The organism is Streptomyces anthophorae (assembly GCF_049310305.1).
Taxonomy (GTDB): Bacteria; Actinomycetota; Actinomycetes; order Streptomycetales; family Streptomycetaceae; genus Streptomyces.
The window spans coordinates 4871708-4896227 of sequence record NZ_JBLWQQ010000001.1 but is presented as its reverse complement, the minus strand read 5'-3'; the positions used below and the strand labels follow the sequence as shown (position 1 = coordinate 4896227).

23 protein-coding genes and 2 pseudogenes are annotated in these 24520 nt (G+C 71.6%); 13 read left to right on the top strand and 12 right to left on the bottom strand.

Annotation, left to right across the window (positions count from 1 at the left end):
* Positions 1-11 precede the first annotated feature (11 nt).
* Together ACNYS0_RS22330 and ACNYS0_RS22325 are read left to right on the top strand one after the other, a co-directional pair.
* Positions 12-710 carry a response regulator transcription factor gene (locus ACNYS0_RS22330; RefSeq protein WP_422476209.1) on the top strand — a complete coding sequence of 233 codons (699 nt, stop codon included), beginning with the start codon at positions 12-14 and terminating at the stop codon, positions 708-710.
* Complete coding sequence (locus tag ACNYS0_RS22325) at positions 710-1981, top strand: sensor histidine kinase (RefSeq protein ID WP_422476207.1); 1272 nt, start codon at positions 710-712, stop codon at positions 1979-1981. The genes ACNYS0_RS22330 and ACNYS0_RS22325 overlap by 1 nt, the downstream gene beginning before the upstream one ends.
* Positions 1982-2028: 47 nt before the next feature.
* Here ACNYS0_RS22325 and ACNYS0_RS22320 read toward each other — a convergent pair whose 3' ends face one another.
* Both ACNYS0_RS22320 and ACNYS0_RS22315 read right to left on the bottom strand, forming a co-directional pair.
* Positions 2029-2835, bottom strand: a complete 807-nt coding sequence (locus tag ACNYS0_RS22320; RefSeq protein ID WP_422476205.1) for a polyphosphate polymerase domain-containing protein — start codon at positions 2833-2835, stop codon at positions 2029-2031.
* A complete protein-coding gene (locus tag ACNYS0_RS22315) occupies positions 2832-3518 on the bottom strand; it encodes a DUF4956 domain-containing protein (protein ID WP_422476203.1) in 687 nt (228 codons plus the stop codon). The genes ACNYS0_RS22320 and ACNYS0_RS22315 overlap by 4 nt, the downstream gene beginning before the upstream one ends.
* 211 nt (positions 3519-3729) lie before the next feature.
* On the opposite strand from ACNYS0_RS22315, the gene ACNYS0_RS22310 reads away from it, so the two are divergent.
* Complete coding sequence (locus tag ACNYS0_RS22310; protein WP_422482750.1) at positions 3730-5466, top strand: protein kinase domain-containing protein; 1737 nt, start codon at positions 3730-3732, stop codon at positions 5464-5466.
* 79 nt (positions 5467-5545) lie between these two features.
* On the opposite strand, the gene ACNYS0_RS22305 is transcribed toward ACNYS0_RS22310, so the two are convergent.
* Positions 5546-6829 carry an adenylosuccinate synthase gene (locus ACNYS0_RS22305; RefSeq protein ID WP_326023879.1) on the bottom strand — a complete coding sequence of 428 codons (1284 nt, stop codon included), beginning with the start codon at positions 6827-6829 and terminating at the stop codon, positions 5546-5548.
* Between the two features lie 172 nt (positions 6830-7001).
* On the opposite strand from ACNYS0_RS22305, the gene ACNYS0_RS22300 reads away from it, so the two are divergent.
* On the top strand, positions 7002-7862 hold the full coding sequence (locus ACNYS0_RS22300; RefSeq protein ID WP_422476201.1) for a diacylglycerol kinase: 861 nt from the start codon (positions 7002-7004) through the stop codon (positions 7860-7862).
* A 117-nt stretch (positions 7863-7979) separates the two neighbouring features.
* On the opposite strand, the gene ACNYS0_RS22295 is transcribed toward ACNYS0_RS22300, so the two are convergent.
* Positions 7980-8492, bottom strand: coding sequence for a GbsR/MarR family transcriptional regulator (locus tag ACNYS0_RS22295; protein WP_422476199.1), 513 nt, complete (start codon positions 8490-8492; stop codon positions 7980-7982).
* Between the two features lie 92 nt (positions 8493-8584).
* On the opposite strand from ACNYS0_RS22295, the gene ACNYS0_RS22290 reads away from it, so the two are divergent.
* Both ACNYS0_RS22290 and ACNYS0_RS22285 read left to right on the top strand, forming a co-directional pair.
* Positions 8585-9544 (top strand): ABC transporter ATP-binding protein, encoded by a 960-nt coding sequence (locus ACNYS0_RS22290; RefSeq protein WP_422476197.1) that lies wholly within the window; start codon positions 8585-8587, stop codon positions 9542-9544.
* A complete protein-coding gene (locus tag ACNYS0_RS22285; protein ID WP_422476195.1) occupies positions 9541-11181 on the top strand; it encodes an ABC transporter permease in 1641 nt (546 codons plus the stop codon). The genes ACNYS0_RS22290 and ACNYS0_RS22285 overlap by 4 nt, the downstream gene beginning before the upstream one ends.
* Before the next feature lie 31 nt (positions 11182-11212).
* Here ACNYS0_RS22285 and ACNYS0_RS22280 read toward each other — a convergent pair whose 3' ends face one another.
* The 4 genes from ACNYS0_RS22280 to ACNYS0_RS22265 all read right to left on the bottom strand — a co-directional run bounded on the left by ACNYS0_RS22280 (position 11213) and on the right by ACNYS0_RS22265 (position 15515).
* The gene (locus tag ACNYS0_RS22280) at positions 11213-12448 is read right to left on the bottom strand and encodes a cytochrome P450 (protein ID WP_422476193.1); all 1236 of its coding nucleotides are present in this window, start codon (positions 12446-12448) and stop codon (positions 11213-11215) included.
* A 56-nt stretch (positions 12449-12504) separates the two neighbouring features.
* Complete coding sequence (locus ACNYS0_RS22275) at positions 12505-13170, bottom strand: response regulator (protein WP_422476191.1); 666 nt, start codon at positions 13168-13170, stop codon at positions 12505-12507.
* Positions 13167-14501, bottom strand: coding sequence for a sensor histidine kinase (locus ACNYS0_RS22270; RefSeq protein WP_422476189.1), 1335 nt, complete (start codon positions 14499-14501; stop codon positions 13167-13169). Before ACNYS0_RS22270 ends, ACNYS0_RS22275 begins: the two co-directional genes overlap by 4 nt.
* Positions 14502-14597: 96 nt before the next feature.
* A complete protein-coding gene (locus tag ACNYS0_RS22265) occupies positions 14598-15515 on the bottom strand; it encodes an alpha/beta hydrolase (protein WP_422476188.1) in 918 nt (305 codons plus the stop codon).
* 158 nt (positions 15516-15673) lie between these two features.
* On the opposite strand from ACNYS0_RS22265, the gene ACNYS0_RS22260 reads away from it, so the two are divergent.
* Positions 15674-16294 (top strand): TetR/AcrR family transcriptional regulator, encoded by a 621-nt coding sequence (locus ACNYS0_RS22260; protein WP_422476186.1) that lies wholly within the window; start codon positions 15674-15676, stop codon positions 16292-16294.
* 329 nt (positions 16295-16623) lie between these two features.
* Here ACNYS0_RS22260 and kynU read toward each other — a convergent pair whose 3' ends face one another.
* From kynU to ACNYS0_RS22245, 3 genes and pseudogenes are all read right to left on the bottom strand, one after another.
* Positions 16624-17826: a kynureninase gene (kynU, locus tag ACNYS0_RS22255; RefSeq protein ID WP_422476184.1), complete on the bottom strand. Its 1203-nt coding sequence runs from the start codon at positions 17824-17826 to the stop codon at positions 16624-16626.
* Complete coding sequence (locus tag ACNYS0_RS22250) at positions 17819-18673, bottom strand: tryptophan 2,3-dioxygenase family protein (RefSeq protein WP_422476182.1); 855 nt, start codon at positions 18671-18673, stop codon at positions 17819-17821. The genes kynU and ACNYS0_RS22250 overlap by 8 nt, the downstream gene beginning before the upstream one ends.
* Before the next feature lie 167 nt (positions 18674-18840).
* Positions 18841-18996: pseudogene (locus ACNYS0_RS22245) on the bottom strand (DUF3151 family protein); the annotation flags it as partial.
* 45 nt (positions 18997-19041) lie between these two features.
* Between ACNYS0_RS22245 and ACNYS0_RS22240 the strand changes: the two are divergent.
* The 3 genes from ACNYS0_RS22240 to ACNYS0_RS22230 all read left to right on the top strand — a co-directional run bounded on the left by ACNYS0_RS22240 (position 19042) and on the right by ACNYS0_RS22230 (position 20979).
* Complete coding sequence (locus ACNYS0_RS22240; protein ID WP_422482924.1) at positions 19042-19260, top strand: hypothetical protein; 219 nt, start codon at positions 19042-19044, stop codon at positions 19258-19260.
* Positions 19261-19681: 421 nt separating this feature from the next.
* A complete protein-coding gene (locus ACNYS0_RS22235) occupies positions 19682-20563 on the top strand; it encodes an MEDS domain-containing protein (protein ID WP_422476180.1) in 882 nt (293 codons plus the stop codon).
* Positions 20560-20979: an ATP-binding protein gene (locus ACNYS0_RS22230; protein WP_422476178.1), complete on the top strand. Its 420-nt coding sequence runs from the start codon at positions 20560-20562 to the stop codon at positions 20977-20979. Before ACNYS0_RS22235 ends, ACNYS0_RS22230 begins: the two co-directional genes overlap by 4 nt.
* Before the next feature lie 30 nt (positions 20980-21009).
* Here ACNYS0_RS22230 and ACNYS0_RS22225 read toward each other — a convergent pair.
* Positions 21010-21158 (bottom strand): annotated as a pseudogene (locus tag ACNYS0_RS22225) (NF041680 family putative transposase); the annotation flags it as partial.
* Between the two features lie 183 nt (positions 21159-21341).
* On the opposite strand from ACNYS0_RS22225, the gene ACNYS0_RS22220 reads away from it, so the two are divergent.
* The 3 genes from ACNYS0_RS22220 to ACNYS0_RS22210 all read left to right on the top strand — a co-directional run bounded on the left by ACNYS0_RS22220 (position 21342) and on the right by ACNYS0_RS22210 (position 24471).
* Positions 21342-23021: a sulfite oxidase gene (locus tag ACNYS0_RS22220; protein WP_422476176.1), complete on the top strand. Its 1680-nt coding sequence runs from the start codon at positions 21342-21344 to the stop codon at positions 23019-23021.
* 119 nt (positions 23022-23140) lie between these two features.
* A complete protein-coding gene (locus ACNYS0_RS22215; RefSeq protein WP_422476174.1) occupies positions 23141-23725 on the top strand; it encodes a sigma-70 family RNA polymerase sigma factor in 585 nt (194 codons plus the stop codon).
* A complete protein-coding gene (locus ACNYS0_RS22210) occupies positions 23722-24471 on the top strand; it encodes an anti-sigma factor (protein WP_422476172.1) in 750 nt (249 codons plus the stop codon). The genes ACNYS0_RS22215 and ACNYS0_RS22210 overlap by 4 nt, the downstream gene beginning before the upstream one ends.
* Positions 24472-24520 lie beyond the last annotated feature (49 nt).

Genomic DNA, 24520 nt, shown 5'->3' with positions numbered 1-24520 from the left:
ACGGTGATCAAATGCCACATCTCCTGGTCGTCGAAGATGATCCCGCCCTGCGGAACGCCCTGGTCCGTGCCCTGCGCGACCGGGGGCACGCCGTCGCCACCGCGGCCACCGGCATGGCCGGTCTCGATGCCGCCGTCACCGACCGGCCCGATCTGGTCGTCCTCGATCTGGGCCTGCCCGATGTGGACGGCGCCCGAATACTCCGGATGCTGCGCGCGGTGAGCGACGTACCGGTGATCGTGGCGACGGCCCGCGACGAGGAGGGCGAGATGGTCGCGGTGCTCGGGGACGGGGCCGACGACTACATCGTGAAACCGTTCGGCGCGGCCCAGTTGGACGCCCGGATCAAGGCGGTGCTGCGCCGTCTCGGGCTGCCCGCCGACGCCGACGAGCCGCTCACGGTCGGCGGCCTCGTGATCACGCCCGCGTCCCGCGAGGTCACGCTCGACGGGCGGCCGCTCGACCTGACGCCGCGCGAGTTCGACCTGCTCGCCCATCTCGCCCAGCGACCGGGACAGGTCGTCTCGCGCCGCGAGCTGCTCGCCGAGGTGTGGCAGCAGCCGCTGGGCGGCGCCGACAAGACCGTCGACGTCCATCTGTCCTGGCTGAGACGGAAGTTGGGCGAGTCGGCCCAGTCGCCGCGCTATCTCCACACCGTACGCACGGTGGGTGTGAAGCTGATGGCCCCCGACGACCGGGCGGCGTCGTAGTGCGCCGCACCCTGCTGCTGCTCACCGCGGCCACCACCGCCCTTGTCCTGACGGCGCTGCTCGTTCCGCTGACCCTGCTCACCCGCAGCCACGCCGCGGACCGTACGACCGCGGAGGCCACCGCCCGCGCCCAGTGGGTGGCCGCCGCGATGGGCCCCACGCTGCACAGTCCGGACGAGCGGGCCGGTGCCGAACAGGCCGTGGAGAGCGTCAACTCCGGGGACCAGCCGGACACTTCGCTGATCTTCGCCGACGGCAAGGTGATCGGCGCCCCGGCCGCCGTCACCGACGCGGTGCGCCTCGCGCGGGCGGGCCGCGCCTTCACGTACGAGCCGCCGAGCGGAGGCCGTCAGGTCTTCGTGCCGGTGCAGGGCGCGCAGGGCGGCACGGCCGTCGTCCGGGTGAGCCTGACCAGCCGGCAGCTGTACGACGGGATGCTCTCGTCGTGGCTGACGCTGGCCGGCATCGGGCTCGGCCTCGTGCTCATCGGGCTGCTGCTCGCGGACCGGCTCGGGGCGCGGCTCGTCGGGGCGACGCGGGCGCTGGCCGGGACGGCGGACCGGCTCGCGGGCGGCGATCTGACCGCCCGCGCCGAGCCCCAGGGGCCGCCGGAGCTGCGCTCGGTGGCCGCCGAGCTGAACCATCTCGCGGCCCGCATCGACGAACTGCTCACCGCCGAGCGGGAGAACGCGGCCGACCTCGCGCACCGGCTGCGCACGCCCGTCGCGGCGCTGCGCCTGGACGCGGAGGGGCTGCGGGACGCGGAGGAGGCGGAGCGGATCGCGGCGGGGGTCGCGGCGCTCGAACTGGGCGTGGACGACGTCATCCGCAAGGCGCGCAAGCCGCTGCGCGGGGTGGCGGGGGCGGACCTCGCGGCGGTCGCCCGGGAACGCGCGGACTTCTGGGAGCCGCTCGCCACGGACCAGGGGCGGGACCTGGAGGTGTCGGTGCCCCGGGCCGCGGTGGCGGTGCCCGTGCCGGAGGACGAGCTGGTCGCGGCGCTCGACGCGCTGATCGGGAACGTTCTGGACCACACGCCGCAGGGGGTCGGCTTCCGGATCTCCGTCCGCACGGAGGGCTCCGCCGTGGAGCTGGTCGTCGCGGACGACGGGCCCGGCATCCCGGCGGAGGCCGAGACCCGTGGCGCCAGCGGGGGCGGCTCCACGGGCCTCGGCCTCTCCATCGTCCGCCGCACGGCCGAGGAGACCGGGGGGACGGTCTCCTTCGGCTCGGGGGAGAGCGGAGCGGTGGTCACGCTTCGGTGGGGTTGACCTGCACCGGCGTTGCGGTCTCGGGGCTCCGCCCCGGACCCCGCTGCTCAATCGCCGCAGAGGCTTGAGTGGGGGAACGCCTCCCGGGTCGCCCGGGCCCAGCGGTTGATGCCCAACTCGGGTCGCAGTGCGGCGAATCCGCCGCAGTACTTCGTGAACTCGGCCGTGCGCACGCCGAAGCGATGGAGCACCCGGTCCGCCTCGGTCAGCTGACCGCGCGTCTTCGTCTCGACGAGGACCAGCCCCCCGTCCGACCGAACCGTCCGCCCGTCGGCGAGATCCCGCACCACGAGCCCCGCGTCGCACGTGATCCGCTGCCCGTCGGCGACGAACGTGGCGCGCTGGTAGTCCGTGACCAGCGAGGGTTCGAGCCCCTCGGGCGCCTCGATGCCGTACGCCCCGCCGAGCACACCGGCGAGGAAGCCCTGTTGCGCGGCGTCGAGCGGCCGCTCCTCGCCCTCCAGGCGGCGGCGGTGCTTGACGGTCTCGCCCCGCCCGTTCTTGAGCTTGATCTCGAACTGCCGCTCCCCCGTGTCCTGGTAGAGCCGCTCGCGGATCTTGTAGCGGAGCCGGCGCCCCTGCCGGTGGTCGTGATAGGTGCGCAGGTCGGCGGTGTCGTAATAGGTGGATCTGTAGGAGAACCAGCGGCGGCCGTTCACGGACAGCGAGCGGAACGGGCCCTCGGGGCGCCGCGGGTCGGTCAGCAGCGCCGCGAAGTCCTCGAAGACCTCCACCGGCACCAGATAGCTGTTGTCGTAGCGGGCCAACAGCTCTGCCCTGTTGTTCAGTTCATCGAGCGACAACGGCTTGGCGGCAAGTGCGGCGCGCCCGATGGCGCGTACGGCGGGGATCACACGGTCTCCTGGTGATAGGCGGCTGCGGTCTTCGTCGTACTGCGAGGCTCATGACGGTCATGAGCACCCCTGTGGGTACGAGAGGTACGTATGGGCGCCTCCGATCGTTCCCGGGCATCCGGCTGCCGGAATCGAACTTCCACGACCATCAGGTCGCGTACGTAGTCGATCTCCTGCACGGTCCAACCATGGGGCCGTCCCACGCGCCTCGCCAGTTCGGCCCGCAGCGCGTCCTCGTCGACGTACACGGCGTCGAGGGTGACGACGGCCCGGCGGTCACGGGCGTACAGGCGCGGGTGGTCGGCCACGTAGACGACCGCGAGGAGCAGCGCGGCGAGCGCGGCGGTGACGCCGAGGCCGAGTGCGCGCAGCCCGCACAGCAGCCCGAGGACCAGCGTCACGAAGTAGTACGCGACTTCCTGGTGCCGCAGCGCGTCCGAGCGCAGCCGCACGATGGACAGCACTCCGAACAGGCCGAACCCGAGGGCGAGTCCGCCGCCCTTGCCGACCTCGCCGAGCGCGGCGACGACCGCGAACAGGGCGACGTTCAGCGCGAGATACGCGGGCACGAGCTCGCGCCTGCGATGCCGCGGATAGAAGATGCCGAAGGTCAGCAGGGTCACGGCGAGCAGATCGAGGCCGAGATGGGCGCCGAGCTCCGCCGCCGGTGGGAGGTTGTCCATGCCCCTGACGCTACGAACGGCCGGGTTAACGCCGCGCTTGGTGACGGTTAACGATCGGCGCCGCGGTGTCCGCGCCGACGTTCGCCGGCGTTCGTCAACGTACGTCGACGAACGGAACCGCTCGGCCCGCGGGGGGCCTCTCTGTCGTATGTCCGCATTATTCTCAGTTCGTTGCACACATACCGGGGGAGGGTGGCGCGACATGGAGGGTATGCAGAGCATCGGCGCGTACCGACTGCTCGGCCGGCTCGGCGCGGGCGGCATGGGTGAGGTGTATCTGGCGCGCTCGGAGCGCGGTCGTACGGTCGCGGTGAAGGTGATCCGCGAAGAGCTCGCGGAGCAGGAGGAGTTCAGGAACCGGTTCCGGCAGGAAGTGGCGGCCGCGCGGCGGGTCGGCGGCGCGTGGACGGCTCCGGTGCTCGACGCGGACACGGACGCGGAGCTCCCCTGGGTGGCGACCGGGTACGTGGCGGGGCCCAGCCTCCAGCAGGTCGTCTCGCACGACTACGGCGCGCTGCCCGAGCGTTCGGTGCGCATCCTCGCGGGCGGCCTCGCGCACGCGCTCAAGGACATCCACGCGGCGGGCATCGTGCACCGCGACCTGAAGCCGTCGAACGTGCTGATCACCATCGACGGCCCGCGCGTGATCGACTTCGGCATAGCGCGCGCCCTGGAGACCGTGACCGACGGCGGGCTGACCCGCACCGGAGCGCTCGTCGGCTCGCCCGGATTCATGGCGCCCGAGCAGGTGCGCGGCGACCGGATCACTCCGGCGTGCGACGTGTTCTGTCTCGGGTCCGTGCTCGCCTTCGCGGCCTCGGGGCGGCTGCCGTTCCGTACGACCGACAGCGGGGTGCACGCCCTGATGTACCGCATCGCGGAGGAGCCGCCGGAGCTGACGGACCTTCCGGAGGGCCTCCAGGATCTCGTCCGCGACTGTCTGCACAAGCGGCCCGGCGACCGTCCCACGCTCGACGAGATACTTGAGCGGACCGGCGTGGACGACGCGCTGGGCGACGGCGGCCGCACCCGTGACCCGTGGCTGCCGGGCGCGCTGGTCGCCCAACTCGCCCGGCACGCCGTGAAGTTGCTCGACACGGAGAACCCGGAGAGCACGGCCGGGACTCCGGCGCCCGCTCCCGAACCGGCCGCGCCCCCACCGCCGGGCACGCCCGGCGGGGCCTCGCTGAACCATCTGCCGACGGTGGTCTCCCACGAAGCACCCGCGACCCCGCCGCCCGCGCCCGCGCCGCAGTACGGCCACCCGCACCCCGCTCAGCCCCAGCCCCGGCCCCAAGCGCCCGCCAACGGCCATCCGCCCGGCGGCTGGGGCCGGACCCCGCCGTACGGCCCGCCGCCTCCCGAGCCGCCGCACCGCAATCGCTCCACTCCGGCGCTCATCGTGGTCGCGCTGGTCGTGGCGCTCGGTGCGGGCGGCTCGGTGTACGCGCTGATGAACGGCGAGGACAAGCCGTCCGGCCGGGCCGACGACCAGGTCTCCCCCACGTCCGCCACCTCGGCCCCGGCCTCCCCGGACCCGAGCCCCGCGACCCGGGAGACGAGCTCCCAGGAGGAGTCCCCGCAGTCCGCCGCGGGCGACATACCGACCACGTTCCTCGGCACGTGGGAGGGCGCGATCGACAACGCAGGCGGCCACCACCCGCGCAGCATCACGCTCCAGCAGGGCGCCTCCGGCGACACGGTCTTCTCCCTGACGGCGGACGGCTACCAGAAGAACGGCGAGCCCTACCACTGCGTCTTCCGGGGCCGGCTGGAGTCGGCGACGTCCTCCACGGTCCGCATCGGCCCCACCGATCCGACCACGGCCCAGCCGGCCTCCGCCTGCACCCCGGGCGAATCCAGCACGCTCACCCTCACGGCGACCGGCGAGCTCGAGCGCGCGATGTCGGGCGGCGAGGCGCCGGTGACGTACGACAGGTCGGGGTGAGGGTCACCGGGCCGGCGCCCCGCGAACGGCGACGCCCCGGCCCGCCGAAGCGGACCGGGGCGCACAAGCCGGTGAGGGCTTACAGGAACGAGTTGACCTGGATCGTCTCGTCGCGGCCCGGGCCGACGCCGATCGCCGAGATCGGGGCGCCGGACATCTCCTCCAGCGCCTTCACGTAGTCCTGCGCGTTCTTCGGGAGGTCCGCGAAGGTCTTGGCCTTCGTGATGTCCTCCGACCAGCCCGGCAGGTACTCGTAGACCGGCTTCGCGTGGTGGAAGTCGGTCTGGGAGTACGGGAGCTCCTCGACGCGCTTGCCGTCGATCTCGTACGCGACGCAGACCGGGATCTGCTCCCAGCCGGTGAGCACGTCGAGCTTCGTCAGGAAGAAGTCGGTGAGGCCGTTGACGCGCGTCGCGTAACGGGCGATCACCGCGTCGAACCAGCCGCAGCGACGGTCGCGGCCGGTGGTGACACCGCGCTCGCCACCGATGCGGCGCAGGTCCTCGCCGTCCTGGTCGAACAGCTCGGTCGGGAACGGGCCCGCGCCGACCCGCGTCGTGTAGGCCTTGAGGATGCCGATGACGCGGCTGATCTTCGTCGGGCCGACGCCCGCACCCGTGCAGGCGCCGCCCGCGGTCGGGTTCGAGGAGGTGACGAAGGGGTACGTGCCGTGGTCGATGTCCAGGAGCGTGCCCTGGCCGCCCTCGAACAGCACGACCTTGTCCTCGTCGAGCGCGTCGTTGATCACCAGGGTGGTGTCGGCGACGTAGCCCTTGATCTTGTCGGCGTAGCCGAGCAGCTCCTCGACGACCTGCTGCGCCTCGATGGCGCGGCGGTTGTAGAGCTTCGTCAGGAGCTGGTTCTTGACCTCGAGCGCCGCTTCGACCTTCTGGGTGAGGATCGACTCGTCGTAGAGGTCCTGGACGCGGATGCCGACGCGGTTGATCTTGTCCGCGTACGTCGGGCCGATGCCGCGGCCCGTGGTGCCGATCTTCCGCTTCCCGAGGAAGCGTTCCGTCACCTTGTCCACCGTCACGTTGTAGGGCGTGATGATGTGCGCGTTACCGCTGAGCAGGAGCTTCGACGTGTCGACGCCGCGCTCGTTCAGACCGCTCAGCTCGGAGAGCAGGACCGACGGGTCGACGACGACACCGTTTCCAATGACCGGCGTGCACTCCGGCGAGAGGATTCCGGAAGGGAGGAGATGCAGCGCGTACTTCTGGTCGCCTACGACAACCGTGTGGCCGGCGTTGTTGCCGCCCTGGTAGCGCACTACATAGTCCACGGATCCACCGAGCAGGTCGGTGGCCTTTCCCTTGCCTTCGTCACCCCACTGAGCACCGAGCAGCACAAGTGCGGGCACAGGCGTACACCCCTTCCGGGCGGGGCATGTCCAAGGTCAGGGGCTGTGGCCGCGGCTTTGCGGCGTGCCTTCGTGAGCCTTGGGGTGCCCCGGAATAGACGAAGCCCCTGGCGCAATAGCGCAAGGGGCTCTTGCACAAAGATGCTACCCGAGGAAGCGAGGCAAGGCCGAGGTGGCGGCTTTGGACCATCCATCTGACCGTACGGACGGCGCGAGCGAGGGGCTGTCGCGGCAGCTCCTGGTGATCGTCGATCCGCTCGCGATGCGCGCCGACGGGGAGTCCGTGCGCATCGCGAAGGACGTGTTGTGCGCGGGTTCGACGGCGAAGGTGTGTCTGCCGGAAGGCCCCGCGGAATTCGCGAAAGCGCTGGCCAAACGGGGTGCGCGGCGCCCCGTCGTGGTCGGCGACGACCGGGCGCTGCTGCGCGCGGTGTCCCTGCTGCACCGGGAGCGGGAGCTGGCGGACGCGGTGTTCTCGATGGTGCCGGTGGGGGCGGCGGTGTCGCTCTCCCGTTCGCTCGGGGTGCCCGGGGGCACGGTCGAGGCCGCGCGGGCCGCCCTGGACGGGGCGCCGCGGCGGCTCGATCTGCTGGTGGACGACAGCGACGGGGTGGTGCTCGGCGGTCTGTGCATCCCGCCGATCGCCGATCCGGCGGGCTCGGGGCAGGGGGGTGGCAGGCCCTGGTGGCGGACGTGCGGCTCGCTGGTCCGGAATCTCGCGGCGCGTTCGCCGCGCGGCGCCGATGCGGGCGAGGCGCACCCCGCGCGGCTGCGGATCGAGGCGGACGGGGCGACGCTCGTCGACCTCGACCAGCCGGTGCGGGGCGTCTCGGTGACGCCCTGTGCGGGGGACGGGTTCGCGCGGGTGGAGGTGCGCAGGGCCGCGGAGGCGCCCGTCTCGGTGCGGGCGCGTACGGTCACGGTGACCGGGGCGGATTTCCGGTACCGGGCGGATCGGGTGACGATCGGGGGGCCGGTGCGCAGGCGGACGTGGTCGGTGCGGGCCGGGGCGTGGTCGCTCGCGCTTCCGTAGCGGGATTGTTGACCGGCACCGTGGCTGAGGTCTCGGGGCTCTGCCCCGGACCCCGCTGCTCAATCGCCGCAGGGGCTTGAATGCCGCGACTCAAGCACCCAGCGCTCTTGAATGCGGTCAGTTGTCCGAGAAGCCCAGGGTCTTGCGGTGGGCGCGCCAGCGTTCCAGGAGGCCCTCGAACTCGACCTGGACGAATTCGAAGAAGGCCAGGGTCTCGCCGATGCGGCGGCCCGCGGGGGTGTCCGCGCCGAGGCTGTCGACGCCCTCGCGCAGCGCGTCCTCCCAGCGCGTCAGGATGCTGTCGCGGTTGGCCAGCGCCTCGTACCACTGGTTGCTGTGCACCCGGAAGAGGTCGCGCCGCGTCCCGGGATCGCGCTCGCGCGTGACCATGTGCTGCTGGGTCAGATAGCGCACCGCCCCGGACACCGCGGCCGGGCTGACCTGGAGCTGCTTGCCCAGTTCTGCGGAGGTGAGGGCGCCGGAGTCGGAGGCGAGCAGGGCCGAGAAGATGCGGGCCGGCATCCGGGTCATGCCGGCCTCGACGAGCTGGGCGGCGAAACGCTCGACGAACCGGGAGCGGGCCTCGTCGGCCGCCCGCGCCTGCGTCCCGTCCATGCCCTGCGTACCCATGTCCCGATCCTCTCCCCTTGCCCGGCCTGCGACGCCAGTTTATACGTTTCCTTAACTTCACAAGTTTGTGAAGTGCGCGTAGCTTCAGAAACATGACGAAGGCAATCACGGTCTCCGGACTGCACAAGTCGTTCGGCAGGACCCACGCGCTGGACGGCCTCGACCTGGATGTCGAGGCCGGAGAAGTGCACGGTTTCCTCGGCCCGAACGGAGCGGGGAAGTCCACCGCCATCCGCGTCCTGCTCGGTCTGCTGCGCGCGGATTCCGGCGCCGTGCAGCTGCTCGGCCGCGACCCCTGGGCCGACGCCGTGGAGCTGCACCGCAAGGTCGCGTACGTACCCGGTGACGTGACGCTGTGGCGCAATCTCAGCGGGGGCGAGGTCATCGACCTCTACGGACGCCTTCGCGGCGGGCTCGACAAGAAGCGCAAGGCCGAGCTCATCGAGCGCTTCGAACTCGACCCGACCAAGAAGGGCCGCACCTACTCCAAGGGCAACCGGCAGAAGGTGGCCCTGGTCGCCGCGTTCGCCGCCGTCGACATCGATGTGCTGATCCTCGACGAGCCGACCTCCGGGCTCGACCCGCTGATGGAGGACGTCTTCCAGTCCTACGTCGAGGAGGCCGCGCGCGAGCACGGGCGCACGGTGCTGCTGTCCTCGCACATCCTCAGCGAGGTCGAGGAGCTCTGCGACCGGGTCAGCATCATCCGCAAGGGCGTGACCGTGGAGAGCGGTTCGCTGGCCGAGCTGCGGCATCTGACCCGCACCAGCGTCACCGCCGAACTCGCGGGTGAGCCGGGCGGGTTGGGCGAGCTTCCCGGGGTGCACGACCTCGACGTCCAGGGCTATGGGGACTCCCCTGCTCGAGCTGGTTCGAGAGCTTGGGGAAGCGTCAAGCTTCAGGTGGACACCGACAAGCTCGACGCCGTGCTCCGCTCGCTCGCCGGGTCCGGTGTGCGCTCGCTGACCAGCACCCCGCCCACCCTGGAAGAGCTGTTCATGCGGCACTACCAGGAGGACGTCCGTACCCCCGAGGCGGCGGTGGCGCGATGACCATCCTCGTGAACGACGGCCCCCGCGGCGGAGCCGCTGATGGACACGGCGCCTCCCGGTCCGGCGGCGCACGGCACCTCGCCGGCACCGGGACGCTGCTCAGGCTCGCGCTGCGGCGCGACCGCGTGATGATGCCCGTATGGATCGCCATCACCACCGTGATGGTCGTGTCGATGCCGAACACGCTGAAGGGCGTCTGGCCCACGGCCGCCGAGCGGGCCGACATCGCGGCCTCCATGAACACCAACGGCTCGATGCGCGCCATGTACGGGCCCGTGTTCGGGGACTCGCTCGGCGCGCTCACGGCCTGGCGCGGGGGCACGTTCGCCGCGGTCTTCGCCGCGATCATGAGCCTGCTCATCGTCGTGCGGCACACCCGGGACGAGGAGGAGAGCGGGCGGCAGGAGCTGGTGTCGTCGGCGATGGTGGGGCGGCGCGCGCCGCTGACCGCCGCACTGCTCACGGCCCTCGTGGCCAACGCCGTGCTCGCGCTGCTGATCGCGGGCGGCCTCGCCTCCCAGGGCGGCGCGGGGGCCCTGGCCCTCGGGCTCGCGATCGGCGGCTGCGGGACGGTGTTCGCGACGATGGCGGCGATCGTCGCCCAGTTCACGGAGAGCGCGCGGCTCGCGCGGGGTGCCACCTCGGCGGTGCTCGGTGTCGCCTTCGTGCTGCGCGCGGCGGGCGACTCCGGCACCAACGACGGCTCGTCCCCGCTGACCTGGATCTCGCCGATCGGCTGGGTCGAGAACACCCGCGCGTTCGCCGACGAGCGGTGGTGGGTGCTCGGTCTCTTCCTCGCGGCCGTCCTGATCCAGGGCGCGGTCGGCTACGAACTGGCCGGGCGGCGCGACATCGGCATGAGCTTCCTGCCGTCCCGGCCGGGCCCCGCGGACGGGCGCCTCGGCACGGCGGGCGCGCTGGCCTGGCGGCTCCAGCGGGGCAGCGTCATCGGCTGGTCGCTCGGGTTCCTCGCGGCCGGTGTCGTCTTCGGCGGAATGACCGAGGGGGCGGCCGACCTCGTCGGCGACAGCGAGAACACCGTGGAGATCATCGAGCGGATGGGCGGCCACTCCGGCATCACCGACGCCTTCCTCGCCACGATGGTCGGCATGCTCGGGATGGTCGCCGCGCTCTACATCGTGCAGGCGGTGCTCCGGCTCAGCGGCGAGGAGACCTCGCAGCGCGCCGAACCGGTCCTCGCGAACGCGGTGGGCCGGATCGCCTGGGCCGGTGGCCACCTGGTGATCGCCTTCGCGGGCGCCGCGCTGATCATGCTGCTCGGCGGGGTGGGGCTCGCGGCCGGCTACGGCAAGGAGTTCGGGCCCGTCATCGGCGCCTGCCTGGTCCAGCTCGCCGCGATCTGGACGCTCGGCGGGGTGGCCGTGCTGCTGTACGGGCTGCTGCCGAGGGCGGCCGTCGCCGCGTGGGCGGCGGCGGGTGCGGCGCTCCTCATCGGCTGGATCGGCCCTGCGCTGAAGCTGCCGCAGGCGGTCATGGACGTCTCGCCGTTCGGGCATCTGCCGAAGCTGCCGGGCGGGGAGATGTCGTGGGGCCCGGTGGTCGTGGAGGCGGTGCTCGCGGCCGTGTTCGTCGCCGTGGGCCTGGTCGGGCTGCGCAGGCGGGACATGTCCAGCTGAGCGCCGGCCGGGGCGCTGCCGCCCCGCCTCCTCACAGCTCGACGCGCAGACCCGCCAGGCCCCGGATGACGAAGTTCGGCTTGCGCTCCGGCTCGGCCGCGAGCCGCAGCGTCGGCGCCTGCGTCAGCAACGCCCGCATGGACGCGGCGAGTTCGATGCGGGCGAGCGGGGCGCCGATGCAGTAGTGGATGCCCGCCGAGAAGGAGATGTGCGGGTTGTCCCGACGGGTCAGGTCCAGGCGGGCCGGGTCGGTGAACACGGCCGGATCGTGATTGGCCGAGCCGAACAGCAGGGCCACCTCCGAACCGGCCGGGATCGTGGTGCCCGCCACCTCGATCTCGTCGAGCACCCAGCGTTCGAAGAGCTGGAGCGGGGTGTCGTAGCGCATCAGCTCCTCGATCGCGGTGGGGACCAGCGAGTGGTCCGCGCGCAGGGCCGCCAGCTGCTCGGGGTGCCGGAACAGGGCCCACCAGCCGTTCACGGTCGCGTTGACCGTGGCCTCGTGTCCCGCGTTGAGGAGCAGGACGCAGGTGGAGATCATCTCCTGCTCGGTGAGGCGGGCGGGTGCGGACCCCGTGCCGTCCTCGTCGTCGTGGGCGGCGATGAGCCCCGAGATCAGGTCGTCGGCGGGGCGCACCCGGCGCCGCGCGATCAACTCCCGCAGATACTCGGTGAATTCGAGGGACGCGGCGACCGCCGCCCGCGCCGTCTCCTGCGAAGGGTTCAGCTCGTACATCCCGCAGATCGCCGCCGACCACGGCCGCAGCGGCGCCCGGTCGGACTCGGGGATGCCGAGCATCTCGGCGATGACGGCCACGGGCAGCGGTTCGGCGACGGCCGTGAGCAGATCGCCGCCGCCTTCGGCGACGAGCCCGGCGACGAGTTCGCCCGCCAACTTCTCTACATATGGCTGGAGTTGGCGCACCGTTCCGGGCGTGAACGCCTTCGACACCAGGCGGCGGATGCGCGTGTGGTCCGGGGGCTCCAGGTCGAGCATGCCGTGGTCGTTGAGGGTGTGGAACGGCTCGTGCTCGGGCGGCGGGGCCGTCCGCCCGAAGTCTTCGTGGGCGTAGCGGTGTTGGTAGGTGCGGCCCAGGCGGCGGTCGCGCAGGAGCGCCGAGACGTCGGCGTGGTGCGGGATCAGGTACTGGTTCGAGGGCTCGAACCAGTGCACCCGGCCGGCCTCGCGCAGGGCCGCGTAGGCGGGGTACGGGTCGGCGACGAAGGCCGGGGACCAGGGGTCGAACGATTCCACGGGCGCGTCCATGCACGGACGCTAGCCCCGCTCACCCCGGCGTGACCAGACGTGCCACCCCGGCCGTCTCACCCCGGCGTGACCAGACGCGCCTCGTACGCGAACACCGCCGCCTGCGTCCGGTCGCGCAGGCCCAGCTTCACCAGGACCCGGCTCACATGCGTCTTGATCGTCGACTCGGCGACCACGAGCCGCTCCGCGATCTCGATGTTCGACAGGCCCTGCGCGATCAGGACGAGCACCTCCGTCTCGCGCTCGGTCAGCTCCCCGTACGCGCCCGGTTGCCGCCCCGCCGGGACCGGCGAGGTCTCGGACAGCTTGGCGAACTCGGTGAGCAGGCGGCGGGTCACGGTCGGCGCGAGGAGGGCCTCGCCGCCCGCCACCACCCGTACGCCGTCGGCGAGTTCGCGCGCGGAGGCGTCCTTGAGGAGGAAGCCGGAGGCCCCGGCCCGCAGCGCCTGGTACACGTACTCGTCCAGGTCGAAGGTGGTCAGGACGAGCACCTTCGTGCCCGCGTCCGCCGCGACGATCTCGCGGGTCGCCTCGATGCCGTTCAGCTCCGGCATCCGGATGTCCATCAGGACGACGTCGGGGCGCAGTTCGCGGACCTTGGCGATGGCCTCCACGCCGTTGACGGCCTCGCCGACGACCTCGAAGTCCGGCATCGCGTTCAGCAGCACGGAGAAGCCCTCGCGGACCATCATCTGGTCGTCGGCGACCAGGACCCGGATCACGCCTCGCCCTCCGTCCCGGTGGCCGAGGCGCGGGCGACGGGGAGGAAGACCGCCACCTCGTACCCGCCGTCGGCCGTCCCCTCCGCCGTCATCTCGCCGTCCAGCATCGACACCCGCTCGCGCATCCCGGTGAGGCCGTGTCCGGCGCCGGGGCTCGGCTTGACCAGACCAGTGGACGGGCCGTTGACGATCCGCAGGCCGAGGCCCCCGAGGACGTACGACACCTCGACGGCGGCCTGCGAGCCCGGGGCGTGCCGCAGCGCGTTGCTCAGCGCCTCCTGCACGATCCGGTACGCCGACAGCTCGACGCCCTGCGGGAGTTCACGGACCGCGCCCGTCACCGTCCGTGTCACGGGCAGGCCCGCCTCCCGCACGTTCTCCAGGAGCCTGTCGAGGTCGGCGAGCGTGGGCTGCGGGGCGTCGGGCGCCTCGTAGTCCTCGGCGCGTACGACACCGAGGACCCGGCGCAGTTCGGTGAGCGCCGCCACCGCGTTCTCCCGGATCGTGACGAAGGCCTGCTCCAGCTCGGGCGGCGGGTTCTCGACGCGGTAGGGGGCGGCCTCGGCCTGGATGGCGACGACCGACATGTGGTGCGCCACCACATCGTGCAGCTCACGTGCGATGTTCGTGCGCTCCTCCAGGAGCGTGCGCCGGTCCCGCTCGACCGCGGTGACCGTGCGCTCCTGGACGACCTCGCGGCGCGCGTTCCGGTTGACCTGGACGAGCGCGACGATGCCGACCCCGATGCCGGAGAGCACCGTCATGGGGACGGCGATGCCGCCGTTCAGGCCGCCGAAGACCGCCGCGGAGACCAGCGAGTACAGCGTAGACAGGGCCCACACCCACGCCGCCGTACGCGGCCGGGTGCGCGCAGCGACCACCATCATCACGACCGTGTGGCCCAGGATGCTGCCGCCCGACCACGGGTAGAGGTCGTCGCTCGTCGCCCACACCAGGATCGGGGCGGCCCCCAGCGAGAGCCAGAAGGCGAGGACCGGGCGGAGCAGGGTGAGCGCCACCGGGACCGACGCCATCAGCCCGGCGACGAGGGCGAAGAAGCCGTCGTCGAGGGCGCCGTAGCTCGCCATGCCCGTGATCAGCGTGAGCCCGGCGAGGCCGAGGACGACGGCGTGCGGCAGGAGCCCCAGGTGCCGGCGGAAACGCTCCGGGAACTGCCGGGCCCACGGCCCGTCCGTGCCCGCCCGCGGCATCGGCCGGTACGCGAGCACCCCCCGGAACAGGTCCTCGCGCAGCCCCCGCAGCGCCGCCTTGGCGAGATTTATCTCAGGGCTGTGCTCGCGCGGGCCCTGGACGATGGTCGTGTCGGTCATGGCATTCACGGTAGGTCGCGGGGCGGCGCCCCGCGTCCGCACGGAGGAGGGTTCGGCGGGGTCCGTCGCAAGGACTATGCGCCCGCCCCCGGAGGGTCACCAGGCCAGTTGCGCGATCTCCTCCGCGACCACCGCGCAGGCGTCCGCGGCCGGGTCGATCACCGGGAAGTGGCCGACCTCCTCCAGGAACGTGACCCCCACGACCTCGCCCGCCTTCGCCGCCGCGTCCGCGTACGCCTCGGCCAGCTCGAACGGCACGGTCGTGTCCGTACGGCCCTGCACCACGGTCGTCGCGACACCGGTCGGCAGCAGCTCCACGGGGTCCGCGTACGGCCGTCGCTCGTCGAACAACTCCCGCATACCACCGAGGAGTTGGATGCACGCTCCGCCGCAGACACCCAGCTCCTCGGCGAGCACGAAGCCCACGAGCGGGGCGATGGCGACGACGCCGCGCAGCGCCGCCGAGTTCGGGGTGCGCCACGGCGCGCCCTCCGGCAGCACGTGCCTGGCCCCCGCCCACAGCGCGAGCTGGCCGCCCGCCGAGTGACCGGTGACGACGGTGCGGCGCGGGTCGGCCGACGGCAGGTGCTCGGCGGCGAGCGCGGGCATCGCGTCGAGCGCGGTCGCCACGTCGTCGAAGGTCTCCGGCCAGCGCCCGGCGACGGGGCCCTCGACACCTTGATGCGGCAGCGCTGTTCCCTGTGGGGGGATGCCCCCCACACTCCCGGACCCCCGCCGGTACTCGACGTTGGCCACGGCGAACCCGCGCCTCGCGAGGAAGTCGCAGAACGGGGTCATGTACTGCCGGTCGTACGGCGCCCGCCACGCGCCGCCGTGCAGGACCACGACGAGCGGGGCCGCCGTCGAACCGTCCCTAGGGGCGTAGAAGTCGACGACCTGATCCGGGTGATCGCCGTACGCGGCGCTGACGTCCGGCGGCACGGCCGGGTGCGAGAAGGCCGACGCCTCCTCCGCCTCCGCGCGGGCGGCGCCGGACTTGTCGGGGTCTGGCATGCTCCAACCTCTCGACATCGTGCGGAACTTGACCAAATACGAACGAACCAGCAGGCAGCCGATGCGTCGCGGTATGCGGACGCTACCAGGCCCGTGACGTGCGTCAACACGTACAGTGACCGCACAAACGGTTCCTTCGTGCCGTTACCCTGGCGGGCATGACCGGTAACCCGACCGAAGCGCACGAACCCGGCACGCTCCGTCCCGGCGGGCGCACGGCCCGTGTCCGCGCCGCGGTGCTCGAGGCGGCGGGCGACATCCTGGCGGAACACGGCTTCGACCGGCTCGACCTGGGCGACATCGCGCGGCGCGCGGACGTCGGCAAGACGACCGTGTACCGGCGCTGGGGCACGCCCACGGGCCTCGTCGCCGACCTCCTCGACCAGATGGCCCAGGAGTCGCTCCCCCGCACCGAGACGGGCACGCTGCACGGCGACCTGACCGCCAACGCCCGCCTCGTGCAACGCACCTTGGCGGACCCCCGGCAGGGCCCCCTGTTCCGCTCGGTGATCGCCGCGGCCGCCTGTGACCCGCGCACGGCCTCGGCCCTCGCCCACTTCTACGAGGTCCGGGTGGCGGAGTGGGCCCCCTGCGTGGAACAAGCGGTGACCCGCGGCGAACTGCCCCCCGGCACGAATCCGCCGGAGGTCGTCCGAGCGGTGTCCGCTCCGCTGTACTACCGGCTGCTGACCTCGGGCACCGCCCCCACGGAGGCGGACGCGGAGCGCGCGGTGGCGGCGGTCGTGGCGGCGGGGGTGGCGGGGGTCTATGCGGGGTGAGCCGTAGGTCAGGCCGCTTGCCCGGTCACCTCCCACCCACCCGCCCCCTCCGGGGCTCAAGCCCCGGTGCCGCGCAACGGGACGACCGGCGCCGCCCCCGACGAAGCGGCCGGGGGCCGGACGACCGGAGCCCCCGGAGGGGGCGGGCGGTGGGAGACGAGCGGGCACCGGCACAGCCCGCGGGACACCGGTGCCGCGCAACCGGCACCGCGGGCGCCAACCCCCGCACCGACGCCCCCGCAGCGGCCGCGGACCCGGTCGGCCGCGGCCGCGACGACGACCGCCGTGCCCCGGCCACCCGCACCCCCGTCCGCCAAAGACGGCTGACGCTAAGAGAGTTCCCGCGCCAGGACCGACGCCGCCCGCTCCACATCCGCGAAGGACAGATACAGCGGCGTGAACCCGAACCGCAGCACGTCCGGGGCCCGGAAGTCACCCACGACCCCGGCCCCGATCAGCCGCCCCATCACGTCCCCCGCATCCGCGCACCGCAACGCCACCTGGCTCCCCCGCTCCCCGTGCCCGACCGGCGTCACGACCTCGACCCGGCCCCCGGGAACGTACGCCTCGACGCACTCCAGGAAGAAGTCCGTAAGCGCGAGGGACTTGGCCCGCACCGCGTCGACCGAGACGTCGGGCCGCGCCCAGACCTCCAGCGCCGCCTCCAACGCCAGCATGGACAGGATGTCCGGCGTCCCGACCCGCCCCCGTACGACCCCGTCCGCGGCCTCGTACTCGGACCGCATCCCGAACGGCTCGGCGTGCGAGTTCCACCCCGGCAGCGGCGAGTCGAAGGCCGCCTGGTGGTCCCTGCGCACGTACAGGTACGCGGGCGACCCCGGCCCCCCGTTCAGGAACTTGTACGTGCAGCCGACGGCGAGATCGACCCCGTGCTCGTCGAGCCCGACCGGCAGCGCGCCCGCGCTGTGGCACAGGTCCCACACCGAGACCGCCCCCGCCGCACGGATCGCCGCCGTAAGCCCCGGCAGATCGTGCAGCCGGCCACTGCGGTAGTCGACGTGGTTCAGCAGCACCGCCGCCGTGCGCGACGACAGCGCGCCCGGCACCTCCCCCGGCTCCACCGCCCGCACCGAACAGCCCGTCATCCGGGCCGCGGAGGCGGCGATGTACCCGTCCGTCGGGAACGTCGCCGCGTCGACGAGGATCTCGTCGCGCCCGGCCCCGGGACCGCCCGCGAGCCGTACCGCGCCCACAAGTGCCTTGAAAACATTGACACTCGTGGAGTCCCCGACCACGACCTGCCCCGCGCCCGCGCCCACGAGCGGAGCGATCACGTCGCCGATCCGCTCCGGCGCCGTCCACCACCCCGACTCGCTCCAGGACCGGATCCGCAGCTCGCCCCATTGCCGCCGCACGACGTCCTCGACCCGTCCCGGAACGTTCGCGGGCAGCGCGCCCAGCGAGTTCCCGTCCAGGTAGACGCCCTCGCCGTCGAGGACGAACTCGCCCCGTACACCGGCGAGTTGATCGGCGGCGTCCAGTTCCTTCGCCCGCTCGTGCAGATCAGACATGGGACCTCGCCGTCCACAGCTCGGGGAACACGTTCTTCCGCGCCCGCTTCTCCAGCCACGCCACACCGGCGGAGCCACCCGTGCCCGCCTTCGCGCCCATCGCGCGCCGCGTGGCCACCAGATGGTCGTTGCGCCAGCGCCACACCAGCTCGGCGACGTCCGTCAACGCCTCGCCCAGACGCGCGAGTTCGTCGTTCTCGTCGCCCGCGTACAGGCGCGTCCACACCGCCTCGACCTCCGGCGACGGCTCGTACTTCTGCGACACGTCGCGGTCGAGGACGGCGCGCGGCACCGGATGGCCGTGCCGGGCCAGCAGCCGCAGCACCTCGTCGTACAGGCTCGGCTCGTGCAGCGCCTTCTCCAGCTCGGCGTGCACCCGGGGCGCGCCGCGGTGCGGCACCAGCATCGACGCCGACTTCTCGCCGAGCAGGAACTCCATGCGCCGGTACATCGCCGACTGGAAGCCGCTGCCCTCGCCGAGCGCGGACCGGTACGAGTTGAACTGGGCCGGGGTGAGCTGGCCGAGCGGCCGCCACGAGGCGTTGAGCGCCTCCAGTTCCCTGACGGACCGTTTCAGCGCCGCGACCGCCGTCGGCACGTCGTCCGTGCCGAGCGCGCGGGCGGCCGTCTCCCACTCGTGCACGATGACCGTGAACCACAGCTCCATCACCTGGGTGGTGACCAGGAAGACCATCTCGCCGGGGTCGTCCGAGCGCAGGTGCTGGAGGTGGGTGAGGACGTCGGCCTGGACGTAGTCCTCGTAGGGCGTGGTGCCCGCGAAGTCGAGATGCGGTGCGTCGGGCGTTTCTCCGCCCTGATCCGCGTGGTGATCCGCGTCGTGGGACATCGCTGTCTCCTGTTTTGTACTCCGGGTAGCGGTCCGCCCTGCCGTTACCGACACGGGGCCCCGGTCCCCGACTGCATCCTCCGCAATCGTCCCCGCAAACGGCAAGGCCCGCCTGGTCACAATGGACCGGCGGGCCTCACCGCACGACGAAAGCTCAGGTCAGCAGCTCAGGTCAGCGTCTGCGCGGCCGACTCCGAGGAGTCCTTCAGGAACTGCGTGCAGCGCTCGTACTCCGCCTGCTCACCGATCTCGCCCGCGGCCCGCGCGAGGGCGTGCAGCGCGCGCAGGAAGCCGCGGTTGGGCTCGTGCTCCCAGGAGATTGGCGGAACTTGTACCCCTGATGCGGGTTGCCCTGGGAGGGTCGGAGCATGACCGAGCAGGAATGGCTGGACAGCGTGGCAGCTCAGTTGCCGGAGCGGGATCTGGAGTGGGTGCTGGACCTCGCCCGGATCTGCTCGACGCAATGGACGGCGGACAAGGCCCCGACAGGCGAGACGGTCGCTGCGCTTGGCGGCTGCTCGGTCTCACCAGACGATACGGAATCGGCAGTGCACCAGGGCACGTCCGCCGCGGCCGACGGCATCTGAAGTCACGGTCTGGCACTCGGCCCACTTCCCGACACTCCTGTGGAGCCCACACCCAAATGCAACGGATTGAAAGTGTCCGCGATCTTGTGCTGGGTGGTCGCGGGCGCTGATTCATTGTCCGGAAACACAGGGCTTCCTGGTAGCGACCAGTGATGACTACCCACCGAAGGACGACGAGGAAGAGAGGCAACTGCTCAGGCTGACGACGTCGATGTGGGCTGACCGTCCCGCACAGGGCACGTCAATGAAGCCGTCTGGGGCAGGCCGCTACGGGACTGTATGTGGCACCACCTGGCCGCCCGGAGGGCGCAACCGGTCATTGTCCGCCCCGTTCAGGGCAATCGGTTCGTTGCCCGACAGGTGTCACTAACGTCGATCCCTCAAGCCGCACCCCGACTGCACGAGATAGAAGAGGGATGCAATGCCCCCGCCGATGCACACGCAAGTTCTCGGCCTCCCCGTGGAGCGGATGCGGCTGGGCGACCACGCGTTCGCCAGCTACGAAGACGACGAGGCGCGCTGGGACATCCTCATCGCCTTCGCGCACCACGGGTTGGTCCGCGGTGAGAAAGTCGTCATGCTCGCCGACCCCGATGTCCCGCGCGACGAAGTGTACGAGCGGATGCACACGCACAGCCCGGTAACCGAAGCAGCCCGCGCGCGTGGGCAGTTGGAGTTCAGCAGCATGCGCGAGCTGATCCTCCCCGACACCCGGTTCACGGCCGAACGACAGGTCGGCAGACTGTGGGAGGAGACCGATCGCGCCTGCGCGCAAGGCTATGCGGGCCTCAGGTCGGTCATCGACATGGCCTGGGTGCAAGACCTGGGCCCTGCCGTTGAAGACGTCATGCACCGTGAGACCCACGCCGACGCGCTGTTCACCGACCACCGCTACGCCGAGATCTGCACCTACGACCGTCGGCGCTTCACCCCCGAGGTTGTCGAGGCCATGCGGGCCGGTCACCCGGTCGCGTTGCTGGAAAGTCTCGGCGCGCTGGAGGCCGCGCATACGGTCAACGGGCTGCGGCTGGCCGGTGATGCCGACGTGGCCACCCGCACGCAGATGCAGACCGAAGTACGTACCGCGCTTGCGCACAGCCAAACGGCCCCCCGCTTCCTGCTGGACCTCACCCACCTGTGCTTCCTGGGGGTGGACAGTGCGGCGCTGCTGCTGCGCCTGGTAGCGGCGGACAGAGGCTGCGGGCGGGTGGAAATCCGTTGCAGGCACACGCAGGCGAAGGTGCTCCGCCTGCTCGGCGCCGACACGCTCGACCGGCTACTCCTGTGCGAGGTGCCGGCATGACGACCAATCACGTGGCCGTGTCGCTCCAAGCGCCCCTGCTCGAAGCTCGCTTCACCGCCGTCGACCTGCCCACATTGCGCTTTCGCGTAGCAGAGTGCGCCGAACGCAGTGGGCTGTGTGAGTCCCGCCGGCACGACTTCGTCCTCGCCGTCCACGAAGTGCTGGCCAATGCGGTCGAACATGGCGGTGGGGAAGGCCACCTGGTGACCTACAACGGCGACGGGATGCTGCGCTGCCGTATCACCGACAAGGGGCCCGGCTTCACCGCGGACAGTATCCCGTCCGAGCTGCCGGAGATCGAGGCAGGCGAAGGTGGCCGGGGTCTGTGGCTAACCCGGCACCTGACCGACCGACTCGACATCGAACTCGGCGATGTGGGAGCCATCGTCACCGTCGCGCTCACCCTGACAACCTGATCCCAGAGGCGAGGGAACCCAGTCCGAGCGAGCCTGCGCGGTGCCGTAGCGGTCGGTGACCTGCACCATCTCGGCGTCGGGCTCGCTCCAGGTATCGGGCCTGGCGAAGCGGAACTCCTTGCCGTGCTTCGGCGGCCGACCGCTCTGGGGGAGGCCGCAGCGTACTCCTTCAGTATGGGCGCCGTGACCGCGGCGGTGTTCGGCCAGCAGCGTCCCATCGACCGGCGAGGTCACCGGCCCGTTCTGGTCTCCGTCTGCGGTGAACCCGTTGCGTCTGCTTGCTGTTGCTGCGGGACAGCGCTCCATGCCCCCAATGGCGTGAACGGACCAATCCGGACGCGCCACCAGAACGGATTCCGGTCATGGACGACGACGCACGACACGAGCCGCTGCGCGGCATCAAACGCTTGTCGCTGGGTGCGCTCAGCGGGCTGCTCGCAGGATATGCGGCCATTGCCGTGGCGGAACTGGTTTCGGCGGCTGTCCGCCCTGAGTCCGGTCCTGTCATCGCGGTCGGTGGTGCGGCGATCGACCGTACCCCGCCCGCGGTGAAGGACTGGGCGATCCGGCAGTTCGGCACCAACGACAAGCTCGTTCTCCAGCTCGGAATTCTCGCCGTGCTGACCGCGCTGGCACTTGTTCTGGGGATGCTGGCCACGCGGTGGCGGCTGATCGGCTCGCTCGGTGTCCTCGCCTTCGGTGTGGTCGGCGCGCTCGCCGCAACCGGCCGGCCCGACTCGAGCGGCGTCAGCGACGCACTGCCTTCCGTCGTAGGTGCCGTGGCTGGTGCCTGCTTGCTGTACTGGCTGATCGGAAGGCTGGGGCGCACCGGTCGGACAGCGCACGGGCCGAGGACAACGAATACGGGTGGCACCGGCGCCGTCGAAGGGGACGCCCGCACAGACGGCGGCGCGACGTCCGCCCACCCCGAGGACGGCCTGGGCGATTCCGGGTGGGACCGGCGTGGCTTCATCCTCGCGGCCACCGCGGCGGCTGCTGCCTCCACCGGCGCCGGCCTAGCCGGGCGCGCGCTCAACGGTTCCCAGGGTCAGAGCGCTGTCGCCTCTCGCAAGGACGTCGTGCTTCCCGCCCCGTCCTCGAAGGCGGCTCCCGTGCCGAAGGGCGCGGCGCTGCGGATCAAGGACATCAGCCCGTTCATGACGTCCAATGGCGACTTCTACCGTGTCGACACCGCCCTCGTGGTGCCCAAGGTCGACGCCACCTCCTGGCGGCTGCGCATCCACGGCAAGGGGGTCGCCCGCGAACGGACTCTGTCCTTCGACGACTTGCTCAAGATGCCGCTCATCGAGCGAAACATCACCCTGACCTGTGTCTCCAACGAGGTCGGAGGGCCCTACGTCGGCAACGCCCGCTGGATCGGCGTCCGCCTGGCCGACCTGCTCCGGGAGTGCGGGGTGCAGCCACCGTCCAAGGGTGGTCCCGCCGACCAGTTGGTGGCCCGCTCGGTGGACGGCATGACCATCGGCAGCCCGGTCGACGACGTCATGGACGGCCGCGACGCCATGCTCGCCGTCGGCATGAACGGCCAGCCGCTGCCCTTCGAGCACGGCTTCCCCGTCCGCATGCTCGTCCCCGGCCTCTACGGCTACGTCTCCGCCTGCAAATGGATCCAGGACATCGAACTGACCACGTTCGACGCCTACGACCCCTACTGGGTCAAGCGGGACTGGGCCCAGCGCGCACCCATCAAGACCCAGTCCCGCATCGACACCCCCAAGCCCTTCGCCCGCCCCAAGTCCGGTGCCGTCATGGTGGGCGGGGTCGCCTGGGCTCAGCACCGCGGCATCGACAAGGTCGAAGTACGGGTCGACGACGGGCCGTGGGAGGAGGCCCGCCTCGCCGCCGAGGACACCCGCGACACCTGGCGCCAGTGGTCCTATGCCTGGGACGCCCCCAAGGGCGGCCACACCCTGACGGTCCGGGCGACCGACCGTACGGGCGAGACGCAGACCGAAAAGCGCGCCCCTACCATCCCCGACGGCGCCTCCGGCTGGCATTCAGTTGTCGTCACAGTCGATTAGAGCCGGACGCAAGGGAACGCACACGGGCGGACCCCGGCCTTCGCCGTCGTCACGGCTATGAGTTACTGGGGGCTTCGACCCCATCAAGCCGCTGCCCAGCGGTAGCCGGAAGGCCGCACATGACGGAAACCATCGACGTCGGAGAAAACCCAGCGAGCAAACCTGACCTCGAAAAACTCATGGCGGCAGTAGGGCAGGGCGACCGAGAAGCCTTCGCCGCTCTGTACGACGACGTAGCTGGGCCCGTGTTCGGCACCGTGCGCAGGGTCCTGCGCGATCACGCGCAGTCCGAGGAGGTGGCCCAGGAAGTCCTCGTCGAGGTGTGGCGCACCGCTGTCGGCTACCGCCCGGAGCGCGGCACGGTCATCAATTGGATTCTCACTCTGGCCCACCGACGCGCCATCGACCGCGTCCGCTCCGTGGAGTCGGCGGCCGCCCGCGACCACAAGGACGCGCTCCTGGCACGCACGCCGGAGTTCGACGAGGTCAGCGAGCAGGTGGAGGCCCGCTTCGAACGGGAGCAGCTGCGGCGTTGTCTGCAGTCGCTCAGCGAGATCCAGCGTCAGTCCGTGACGCTGGCCTACTACGAGGGCCTCACCTACAAGGAAGTCGCCAGCACACTGTCCACGCCATTGGGCACGATCAAGACGCGGCTGCGGGACGGACTCATCCGGCTTCGCGACTGCTTGGGGGTGACCGCATGACCGCCACGTCCGACCTGCACACGCTCACCGGCGCGTACGCGCTGGACGCGCTGGAGGACGATGAACGCCGGGTGTTCGAGAAGCACCTGGCCCAGTGTGATTCCTGCGCCCAAGAGGTGCGCGAGCTCTCCGCGACGGCGGGACGGCTGGGGCTCGCCGCTTCACTGCCGGCGCCGCCTCGCCTGAAAGCTCAGGTCATGAGGCAGATCACCGAGGTTCGGCAGGACCCGCCGGACACCCCGGCGGCTGTGCTGTCCCGTCATGTCCGGCGCGGGCACGCCCTACGCTGGGCGCTCGCTGTCTGCATTGCCGGCGTTGCCGCGCTCGGCGGCACAACGCTGTGGCAGCACCAGCAAGCCGACCAGGCCCGCCAGGAAGCGCGAGCCACGCAGGACCGGTCCGAGCGGATAGCCCGGGTGCTCACCGCACCGGATGCCAAGGTGGCCTCGGTGGCCGTCGGGGGCGGCGCGCGCGGCTCGGTGGTCGTCTCGCACGACAGCGACAAGGCCGTCTTCATCGCCTCGGGTATGGCCGCTCCCCCTAAGGGCAAGGTGTACCAGCTGTGGTTCGCCGACGGTGACCACATGCGCCCGGCCGGCCTGATGAACCCCTCTCGCCCCGATCAGAGCGTCCTGATGTCCGGTGCCGTCGGCGACGCCTCGGGCATGGGCGTCACTCTCGAACCGGCCGGGGGCTCGAAGCAGCCCAGCACGGCGCCGGTGGCCCTGCTGTCCCTCCCGGCCTGAACCGGCACGACCGCGCAAGGACGCGAGACCGCGCCGGAACGTGTCGGGG